The organism is Gordonia sp. (in: high G+C Gram-positive bacteria), from assembly GCF_012515855.1.
GTDB lineage: Bacteria > Actinomycetota > Actinomycetes > Mycobacteriales > Mycobacteriaceae > Gordonia.
The window spans coordinates 1-9,371 of record NZ_JAAYXO010000186.1 but is presented as its reverse complement, the minus strand read 5'-3'; the positions used below and the strand labels follow the sequence as shown (position 1 = coordinate 9,371).

The window sequence follows — 9,371 nt, the reverse complement described above, 5'->3', positions numbered from 1 at the left end:
GCGGTCCACTGCCGCACCCCGGCCACCGTCGCGTACGAAGCAGCGACCTGACACAGCGCATCGAAATAGCGAGTGAACACCCCCTCCGACCCCGCCGCATCCTCAGCCGCGATCCGCGCAGCCAGCAACCCATACACCGCCCGATAGCGGTGCCACAGCACCAACCCGTCAAACGACCCAGCATGCGCGGCGAACCGCAACAGCGACGCCCCCTCCGACCCCCGCGCACCATCCGACCCCGGCCGCCGAACCCGAATCACGATCGCCTCATCAGTCACCTCCACCGACGAGGCTGCCGTCGTCGCTGAACCAACCCCGACCCCACCTCGCGGATCCATCGTCGCCGTTGCCATCACGCCACCCCCTACTCGAAACGATCTCGAACTTACGTTCGATCATAGTTTCGGGGTCTGACAAAAAGACCCATCGGAGGCAGTGCTGCTCCGATGGGTCTTCCGGGCGGGAGTTGTTCTCAGCGCCCCTGCGTCGAGGTGGCCCGGCGACTACCGGCCCGGCAGGTACTTCAGCGTCTTGATGAGCTGCGGCGTGAGCTTCAGGTACAGGCTCTGCGGGATGCCCTTGATGCCGTCCAGGCCGATGAAGCGCTGGGTCGCGATAGTCTGCGACTCGGTGTACTTCAGCAGGCCCTCCTCGCCGTGGCGACGACCCATGCCGGAGATGCCCATGCCGCCCATCGGTGCGGCGGTGGAGCCCCACGCCGCGGCGTAGCCCTCGTTGATGTTCACCGTGCCCGCGTGAATCTGCTCGGCGATCTTCTGCGCCTCGTCGTTGCTGCCCGCGAAGACGCTGGCATTGAGGCCGTAGTCGGTGTCGTTGGCGAGCTTGATGGCCTCGTCGGTGGAGTCGACCGGGTAGATCGACACCAGCGGACCGAAGGTCTCGTCGCCGAAGCAGGTCATCTCCCCGGTGACGTCGGCCAGCACGGTCGGCTCATAGAAGAACGGTCCGAGGTCGGCGCGCTTACGACCGCCCGCGAGCACCTTGGCGCCCTTGGCGACGGCGTCGGTCACGTGCTCGTCGACCGTCTCGACCTGCTGGGCCGAGGCCAGCGAACCCATGTCGGCGTTGAAGTCGTAGGTGCCGGCCAGCGTCATGTTCTTGACGTGCTCGGCGAACTTGGCGGTGAACTCGTCAGCGATCGCGCGGTCCACGTAGATGCGCTCGATCGAGATGCACAGCTGGCCCGAGTTGGAGTAGCAGGCGCGGGCCGCGCCCGACACTGCGCGGTCCACGTCGGCGTTCTTGGTGATGATCAGCGGGTTCTTGCCGCCGAGTTCGGCGGAGAAGCCGATCAGCCGCGCACCGGCCTGCGCGGCCAGGGTGGCGCCGGTGGCCGACGATCCGGTGAACATGACGTAGTCGGTCTGCGCGACGATCGCCTGTCCGACCACCGAACCGGGTCCGGGGACCACGGCGTACAGCTCGCGCGGCAGGCCTGCCTGATACAGCAGTTCGGCCAACGCGAGGCAGCAGTACGGGGTGTTGCTGTCCGGCTTGATGACGACCGCATTGCCCGCGACCAGCGCGGCGACGGCGTCGGAGACGGCCAGGGTCAGCGGGTAGTTCCAGGGGCTGATGACGCCGACGACGCCCTTCGGCTGGTAGCGCACGCGCACCTCGGTGGCGCCGGGCAGCATGCCCTGCATCTTGCGGTCGGCCAGCATCTTCGGTCCGGCCTGCGCGTAGTAGCGCGCAGTGAGGGCGACGTCGATGACCTCTTCCTGCGCGTAGATCCGTGCCTTGCCGGTCTCCGCCTGGGCGATGTCCATCAGCTCTTCGGCGTGCTGATGCACCAGTTCGGAGAACCGGTTGATCACCTTGGCGCGGTCGGCCGCGGAGCGATCGCCCCACGCCGCCTGTGCCGCGCGGGCCCGCGCGACTGCCAGCTCGAGGTCGTCGGCGGTAGCGACCGGAATGGTCGCCATCTCGACGCCGCTGAAGGCTTCGAGGACCGGTCGGGTCGGACGGTCGGCACTGGTGTCGATGGCGGCCAGTGCAGCCAGACGCTGGAAGTAGGCGGTCGAGGGCTTCGGCATGGATGCTCCTGAGGTAGGTCGGTCAGGCTGGAGGATTCGCGGTCGGACGGACGTCACGCACCGGGCGCGACAGCCACGATTCCGTCGTCGTCGGAGTACACGGTGTCGCCGGGGTTGAACGTGATGCCGCCGAGTTCCACGGGCACGTCGCGCTCGCCGGCGCCGCTCTTGGTGGACTTGCGGGGGTTGGTGCCGAGCGCCTTGACGCCGATCTCCATCCCGCCGATCGTCTTGGCGTCGCGGATGGCGCCGTTGGCGATGATGCCGACCCAGCCGTTGGAGCGGGCGAGCTCGGCGATCAGGTCGCCGACCAGCGCGGTGTGGACGGAGGCATCGCCGTCGATCACCAGCACGCCGCCCGGATTCTTTTCACCGAGGATCGACTTGAGCAGTGCGTTGTCCTGGAAGCAGCGGACCGTGGTGGCCACTCCGGCGAACTCGCGGTGACCGCCGTACTGGGTGAACTGCGTGTCGCAGCTACGGACGTCGGGCCCGATCTCATCAACGAGGTCGGCGGTTGCGGTGAAGTTCAGCGTGCTCATGGCCACCAATTCTAGGCGACTGTCACTTATCCGTGACTGACGGTTACGCCACAGGACGGCGTCGGAACTTCAGCCCGGCCCCCGCCGCACTCACACCCCTAGTAGGATGCGTGCCGCGAACATTCGGCGGCTCACTTCGGCCGCCACCGTACGGAAAGCCCGAGGACGACGTGCCCAAGATCAGTGCCGACACGCTCGCCGAGCATCGCGAGGAAGTCCTGTCCGCGCTGATGGAGGGCACCAAGCGAATCCTGCTCAGCGGCGGAGAGCGCAAGCTCACGGCCGGATCGGTGGCCGCCGAGGCCGGGATCGCGCGCAACAGCATCTATCGCTACGTCGCCTCCGTCGACGACCTCGTCGACCTGGTGGTGGCCAAGGGGTTCGCCGATTGGGCGGCGGCCGTGGCAGCCGCTGTCGACGAAGCACCCGACGCTCCCGCCGGGGTGGTCGCCTACGTCCGCAGCAACCTGACGCTGGCAGCCAGCGGCGATCACACCCTGCAGAGTTCGCTGTCGCGCGCGCATCTCTCCGACGGCGCTCGGCGTCGTATCGTCGATCTGCACCGGCAGATCTCGGCGGTCCTCCACGACACCGTCGCGCGGCTCGACGCGCCCCGACCCGACCTGATCATCACGGCGATCGAAGCACTGGTCGGATCCGCGTTGAGCCTGGTGGGACCCGATGCGCCCGCAGACGAGGTGATCGAGTTCATGTGCGGCGCGGCGGCCGCCATCGTCACCACGGACCCCCGCGTTTGAGACACCATGTCGCAACCCTGTAGCGTTCGTGCGCGACAGGGTGTCTCAATAGATGGGAGCGGCAGTGTTCATCGCATTGCGCGAACTGCGGGCGGCCTGGGGCCGCTTCGCAATGATCGGACTGGTGGTCGCGCTCGTGGCGGCACTGGTCGGCATGGTCTCCGGGTTCACGATCGGCCTCGGCAACGACACGGTGTCCGCGTTGCGGGCCATGAACGCCAAGTCGGTGGCCTTCGCCGACGGCGCCACCGACTTCAACCGGAGCACGATCTCCGCGGCCGACGTCCAGGAATGGCATCACGTGCCCGACGTGGACGCGACGCCGTTCGGCATCAGCATGGCCCACGGCGAGACCGGTTCGGGCGCAGTGGCCGACCTAGCGGTCATCGGCGTCGACCCGACCGGCCCGCTGACCCCGAGCGCCAAGGACGGCGAGCGCCTCGGGACCGCTCCCGGCGAGATCGTGGTCTCGACCAAACTGCTCGACGACGGCATCGCGATCGGCGATGAGATCACCGTCGACAACACCGACGTGGTGCTTCGCGTGGTCGGCACCGTGGACCCGACCTCGTACGGTCACGTCCCCGCCGCATACACCTCGCTGGAGACGTGGCGGACGGTCCGATACGGCAGCACCGACCTGAACGAGCGCCAGCGCGGCACCGCCGCTGCGATCGCCGTCCTGGGCGGCGACCCGCCGACCACCGTCGGCTCGACCACCGTCTCGCCCGAGACCACCATGCTCGAGGCCGCCCCCGGATACTCGGGCGAGCGCCTCACGATGAACTCGATCCTGGCCTTCCTCTACGTGATCGCTCCGCTGATCGTCGCGGCCTTCTTCGCGGTCTGGATCCTGCAGCGCCAAGGCGTGTACGCCCTCCAGCGTGCGCTCGGCGTGTCCCGGTGGTCGCTCATCGGCGCGACCCTCGCGCAGGCCACCGTGGTGGTCGGCCTGTCGACGATCATCGGGTCGGCCGTTGCTTACGGCCTCGGCCTCCTGCTGGGCGACGCCGTGCCGTTCGACCTCCCGTTCACCTCATTGGCGACCACCACCCTCGCCGTCATCGCGGCGTCGCTGGTCGGATCCGCAGTCACCCTCCGCTGGGTCGTCACCGCCGACCCCTTGACCATGCTGGGAGCCTCCCGATGAGCCTCGACCTTCACGACGTCACCGTCGAGTACCGTTCCGGCGACGACCCCCTGCTGATCCTCGACCGCTTCACCGAGACGTTTGCCGCGAAACAAGTCACCGCAATTGTCGGACCATCGGGCTCGGGCAAGTCGACGCTGCTGGGCGTGTGCGGGATCCTCCGGCGTCCAGACACCGGGACCGTCGCACTCGACGGCTCCGACGTCACCGGACTCTCCGTTCGCGAGGGCGACCGACTCCGCCGCGAACACATCGGCTACGTCTTCCAGTCCGGCAACCTGTTCCCCGGGCTCACCGTGCTCGACCAGGTGGTAGCCATGGGTGTCATCGCAGGTCAGCGGGCAGCAAAGGTGCGGCCGCGCGCGGCGGAGCTGCTCGACGAAGTGGGGATGGCGGGCCACCTCAAGACTCGACCGGAGCACCTCTCCGGCGGGCAGCGGCAGCGCGTGGCGATCGCCCGCGCGATGATCCATCGTCCGTCGCTGCTGCTGGTAGACGAGCCGACCGCCGCTGTCGACCGCAGCCAGGCCGGGCAGATCGTGGCACTGATCAACCGGGTGACCGCCGAGTTCGGATGCGTCACCGTCGTCGCGACGCACGACCCCGAGGTGGTCGCAGCGGCCGATCGGGTGCTCCCGCTCGTGGCTCAGTGACGTCGGGTGGGGCCGCAGGCACGCGCCGCAGCCCCGACCCGGCACAATGAGGGCGTGGACGAAATCGAGATTCGGGACCAGAGCATTCGGCTCGGACAGTTCTTGAAACTGGCCAACCTGATCGAATCGGGCGCGGACGCCAAGGCGGTTATCGCCGACGAGATGGTGTCGGTGAACGGTGACGTCGAGACGCGCCGGGGACGTCAGCTCCAGGGAGGCGACGTGGTGGAACTCGGCGGCGTCAGCGTGCGAGTCGCAGTTCGCTGAGCTCCTGCTGGGTGATCAGGCGTTCGCGCTGCTCGGAGAGTGCGCGCGGCGCTCGCCGCCAAGCGCCGATCACGCGCGTGATGGTGATCCGCGATGGCTTGCGTCGCTGGTGACTGCTGGTCATGTCCTGTTCCTTCCCCACTGAAGCCTGACCCCCCAGGCCCTCTCTGCCTACTAGTTTGTCGTCGGCAGGCCCCCGAGTGTTAGCAGTTGCTAGCGAAAGAGTCGCGTTTCACATTTGACGAGAACCGACGAAGGGCGGTCCGACCATCGGTCGGACCGCCCTTCGTCAGCTCGTGCTGCAGTTGACTACCGCTGCGCCACCAGCGTCGGCGTGATCGGGGACGGCAACTGCGTCGAACCGGTCAGGTAGGCGTCGGCGCCCGCGGCCGCGGAACGACCTTCGGCGATCGCCCAGACGATCAACGACTGCCCGCGACCGGCATCGCCGGCGACGAACACGCCGGGCAGACCCACGGCGGCGAAGTCGTCGCCGCGCGCCACGTTGCCGCGCGCGTCGTAGGTGACGCCCAGCTCGTCGAGCAGATCCCCGCGCTCGGGGCCGACGAAGCCCATGGCCAGCAGCACCAGATCGGCCTTGAGCTCGAACTCCGAGCCCTCCACCTTCTCGAAGCGACCGCCCGACATCTGGACCTCGTGAGCGTGCAGCGCGGTCACCTTGCCGTCGGATCCGGTGAACGACTCCGTGTTGACGCTGAACACCCGATCGCCGCCCTCTTCGTGAGCGGACGAGACGCGGAACATCAGCGGGTACGTCGGCCACGGCGTCGACTCGGCGCGCTCGATCGGCGGCTTCGGCATGATCTCGAACTGATGTACCTGGGCGGCGCCCTGGCGCAGCGCGGTGCCGAGGCAGTCGGCGCCGGTGTCGCCGCCACCGATGATCACCACGTGCTTGCCTGCCGCGGTGATCTGACCGTCGACGACGTCGCCGTGCTGCACGCGGTTGGCCTGCGGCAGGTACTCCATCGCCTGGTGGATGCCGTCGAGCTCGCGGCCGGGAACCGGCAGGTCGCGGCCGATGGTGGAGCCGTTGGCGAGGATCACCGCGTCGTAGTCGTCGCGCAGCTGGGCCACGGTGATGTCGACGCCGACGTTGACTCCGGCCCGGAACTCGGTGCCTTCGGCCTCCATCTGCTCCAGACGGCGGTCGATGAACCGCTTCTCCATCTTGAACTCGGGGATGCCGCAGCGCAGCAGGCCGCCGATGCGGTCGGCGCGCTCGAAGACGGTGACCGAGTGGCCGGCGCGCGTGAGCTGCTGCGCCGCGGCCAGACCGGCGGGGCCGGAACCGACCACGGCCACCTTCTTGCCGGTGAGCTGAGTCGGCGGCACCGGCACCACGGAACCGTCGCCCCAGGCCTTCTCGATCAGCTCCACCTCGACCTGCTTGATGGTGACGGCGGGCTGATTGATGCCGAGCACGCACGACGCCTCACACGGCGCCGGGCACAGCCGCCCGGTGAACTCCGGGAAGTTGTTGGTGGCGTGCAGCCGGTCCATGCCCTCGGCCCACTGGTCGCGGTACACCAGGTCGTTCCACTCGGGAATCAGGTTCCCGAGCGGACAGCCGTTGTGGCAGAACGCGATACCGCAGTCCATGCAGCGGCTGGCCTGCGTCTTGAGCGTGGGCTTGTCGAACTCGGTGTAGACCTCTTTCCAGTCCATCAGCCGCAGCTCGACGGGACGACGCACCGGCGTCTCCCGCTCGGTGTGCTTGAGAAAACCCCTCGGATCAGCCACGTGCCGCCTCCATGATCGCTTCGTTCACATCTCGTCCGGAGCGCTCAGCGGCATCGATGGCGATGAGCACTCTCTTGTAATCGCGGGGCATCACCTTCACGAAATGCCCCTGGGCGGTAGCCCAGTCGCCGAGGATCGCGGCGGCGACCGGCGAGCCGGTCTCGTCGCGATGCTCGGTCAGCAGGTCCGACAGGACCGTGAGGTCGTCGGCGTCGAGGGCCTCGAGCTCCACCAACTCGGTGTTGAGGTTGGCTTCGAACGTGCCCTGCGGGTTGTAGACGTAGGCGACGCCGCCGGACATGCCCGCCGCGAAGTTGCGGCCGGTACGTCCGAGGATCACCGCGGTGCCACCGGTCATGTACTCGCAACCGTGGTCACCGACGCCCTCGACGACGGCCTGGACGCCCGAGTTGCGGACGCAGAACCGTTCACCGACCACACCGCGCAGGAAGACCTTGCCAGAGGTGCCGCCGAAGGCGATCACGTTGCCGCCGATGATGTTCTCCTCGGCCACGAACTCGGCGGGCGCCGTGCGGGACGGTCGGACGACGATCTTGCCGCCCGAGAGTCCCTTGCCCACGAAGTCGTTCGCGTCGCCCTCGATGCGCATGGTGATGCCGCGCGGGACGAAGGCTCCGAAGCTGTTGCCTGCCGAGCCCTCGAAGTCGATCGAGATGGTGCCCTCGGGCAGTCCCGGCGCACCGTAGACCTTGGTGACCTCGTGTCCCAGCATGGTGCCGACAGTCCGGTTGACGTTGGTGATCGGCGACGACAGCGTGACGCGCGTGCCGGACTCGATGGCCGCGCGGGCCTTCTCGATCAACTCGTTGTCGAGCGCCTTGTCCAGACCGTGGTCCTGCGTGCCGGAGCAGTACAGGTCCTGGTTCATGAACGGCGATTCGGGAACCGTCAGGATCGGCGACAGGTCGAGCTTGCCCGCCTTGTGGTCCTTCCAGTGCTTCAGCGCCTTGCCGGTGTCGAGGGCCTCGAAGTGGCCGACGGCGTCCTGCAGAGTGCGGAAGCCGAGGCGAGCCAGCAGCTCACGCACCTCTTCGGCGACGTACAGCATGAAGTTCTCGACGAACTCCGGCTTGCCCGCGAAGCGCTCGCGCAGCAGCGGATTCTGCGTCGCGATGCCCACCGGGCAGGTGTCGAGGTGGCACACGCGCATCATGACGCAGCCCGAGACCACCAGCGGCGCGGTGGCAAAACCGAACTCCTCGCCGCCCAGCAGCGCGGCGATCATCACGTCGCGCCCGGTCTTCAGCTGGCCGTCGACCTGCACCACGATGCGGTCGCGCAAGCCGTTGAGCAGCAGGGTCTGCTGGGTCTCGGCCAGGCCGATCTCCCACGGTGCACCGGCGTGCTTCAGCGAGGTCAGGGGGCTGGCGCCGGTGCCGCCGTCGTGTCCCGAGATCAGGACGACGTCGGCGTGCGCCTTCGACACACCTGCGGCGACGGTGCCGACGCCCAGCTCCGAGACCAGTTTCACGTGAATCCGCGCCTGCGGATTCGCGTTCTTCAGGTCGTGGATCAGCTGCGCGAGATCCTCGATGGAGTAGATGTCGTGGTGCGGCGGCGGCGAGATGAGGCCGACGCCCGGCGTGCTGCCACGCACCTCGGCGATCCACGGGTACACCTTGTGCGGCGGCAGCTGGCCGCCTTCGCCCGGCTTGGCGCCCTGCGCCATCTTGATCTGGATGTCGGTGCAGTTGCTGAGGTAGTAGCTCGTCACGCCGAACCGGCCCGACGCCACCTGCTTGATGGCGCTGCGACGCCAGTCGCCGTTCTCGTCGTGGCGGAAGCGCCGCGGATCCTCGCCGCCCTCACCCGAGTTGGAGCGACCGCCGAGACGGTTCATCGCCACCGCGAGGGTCTCGTGCGCTTCGGCGGAGATGGAGCCGTAGCTCATCGCACCGGTCGAGAAGCGCTTGACGATCTCGGACACCGGCTCGACCTCGTCGAGCGGCACCGGCTTGCGCAGGTTCGTGCGCAGGCGGAACAGCCCGCGCAGGGTCTTCAGCTCCGCGGCCTGATCGTCGACGAGACGCGTGTACTCGCGGAAGATGTCGTACCGGCGCTCGCGCGTCGAGTGCTGCAGCCGGAAGACCGTGTCGGGGTTGAACAGGTGCGGCGAGCCGTCGCGGCGCCACTGGTACTCGCCGCCGGTCCACAGGCGC

General features: G+C 68.2%; 9 protein-coding genes and 1 pseudogene. 4 read left to right on the top strand and 6 right to left on the bottom strand.

Translation table 11 applies throughout. The features are described from left to right. The 3 genes and pseudogenes from GX543_RS13255 to rraA all read right to left on the bottom strand — a co-directional run. A pseudogene (locus GX543_RS13255) lies at nucleotides 1-278 on the bottom strand (HNH endonuclease); the annotation flags it as partial. Between the two features lie 225 nt (nucleotides 279-503). Next, nucleotides 504-2,057, bottom strand: coding sequence for a succinic semialdehyde dehydrogenase (locus GX543_RS13250; protein ID WP_290852485.1), 1,554 nt, complete (start codon nucleotides 2,055-2,057; stop codon nucleotides 504-506). A 53-nt stretch (nucleotides 2,058-2,110) separates the two neighbouring features. Beyond that, the gene (gene rraA, locus GX543_RS13245; RefSeq protein ID WP_290852482.1) at nucleotides 2,111-2,599 is read right to left on the bottom strand and encodes a ribonuclease E activity regulator RraA; all 489 of its coding nucleotides are present in this window, start codon (nucleotides 2,597-2,599) and stop codon (nucleotides 2,111-2,113) included. Between the two features lie 170 nt (nucleotides 2,600-2,769). Between rraA and GX543_RS13240 the strand changes: the two genes are divergently transcribed. From GX543_RS13240 to GX543_RS13225, 4 genes are all read left to right on the top strand, one after another. After that, nucleotides 2,770-3,357 (top strand): TetR/AcrR family transcriptional regulator, encoded by a 588-nt coding sequence (locus GX543_RS13240; protein WP_290852480.1) that lies wholly within the window; start codon nucleotides 2,770-2,772, stop codon nucleotides 3,355-3,357. A gap of 64 nt (nucleotides 3,358-3,421) precedes the next feature. Further along, on the top strand, nucleotides 3,422-4,507 hold the full coding sequence (locus GX543_RS13235) for an ABC transporter permease (protein ID WP_290852487.1): 1,086 nt from the start codon (nucleotides 3,422-3,424) through the stop codon (nucleotides 4,505-4,507). Further along, nucleotides 4,504-5,160 carry an ABC transporter ATP-binding protein gene (locus GX543_RS13230; protein WP_290852478.1) on the top strand — a complete coding sequence of 219 codons (657 nt, stop codon included), beginning with the start codon at nucleotides 4,504-4,506 and terminating at the stop codon, nucleotides 5,158-5,160. Before GX543_RS13235 ends, GX543_RS13230 begins: the two co-directional genes overlap by 4 nt. Before the next feature lie 54 nt (nucleotides 5,161-5,214). Then, the gene (locus GX543_RS13225; protein WP_290852477.1) at nucleotides 5,215-5,427 is read left to right on the top strand and encodes an RNA-binding S4 domain-containing protein; all 213 of its coding nucleotides are present in this window, start codon (nucleotides 5,215-5,217) and stop codon (nucleotides 5,425-5,427) included. On the opposite strand, the gene GX543_RS13220 is transcribed toward GX543_RS13225, so the two are convergent. The 3 genes from GX543_RS13220 to GX543_RS13210 all read right to left on the bottom strand — a co-directional run. Beyond that, entirely contained in the window at nucleotides 5,402-5,551 is a 150-nt protein-coding gene (locus tag GX543_RS13220; RefSeq protein ID WP_290852476.1) for a hypothetical protein, read from the bottom strand. The two genes, GX543_RS13225 and GX543_RS13220, sit on opposite strands and share 26 nt — an antisense overlap. Nucleotides 5,552-5,736: 185 nt before the next feature. Further along, nucleotides 5,737-7,191, bottom strand: coding sequence for a glutamate synthase subunit beta (locus tag GX543_RS13215; protein WP_290852464.1), 1,455 nt, complete (start codon nucleotides 7,189-7,191; stop codon nucleotides 5,737-5,739). After that, a partial coding sequence (locus GX543_RS13210) for a glutamate synthase-related protein (protein WP_290852462.1) occupies nucleotides 7,184-9,371 on the bottom strand: 2,188 nt, incomplete at its 5' end. The genes GX543_RS13215 and GX543_RS13210, both read right to left, overlap by 8 nt.

Bases quoted from the DNA above. Each gene is read 5' to 3' on its own strand.
- GX543_RS13250 (WP_290852485.1), bottom strand. From the start codon at position 2,057: ATGCCGAAGCCCTCGACCGCCTACTTCCAGCGTCTGGCTGCACTGGCC.
- rraA (WP_290852482.1), bottom strand. From the start codon at position 2,599: ATGAGCACGCTGAACTTCACCGCAACCGCCGACCTCGTTGATGAGATC.
- GX543_RS13230 (WP_290852478.1), top strand. From the start codon at position 4,504: ATGAGCCTCGACCTTCACGACGTCACCGTCGAGTACCGTTCCGGCGAC.
- GX543_RS13220 (WP_290852476.1), bottom strand. From the start codon at position 5,551: ATGACCAGCAGTCACCAGCGACGCAAGCCATCGCGGATCACCATCACG.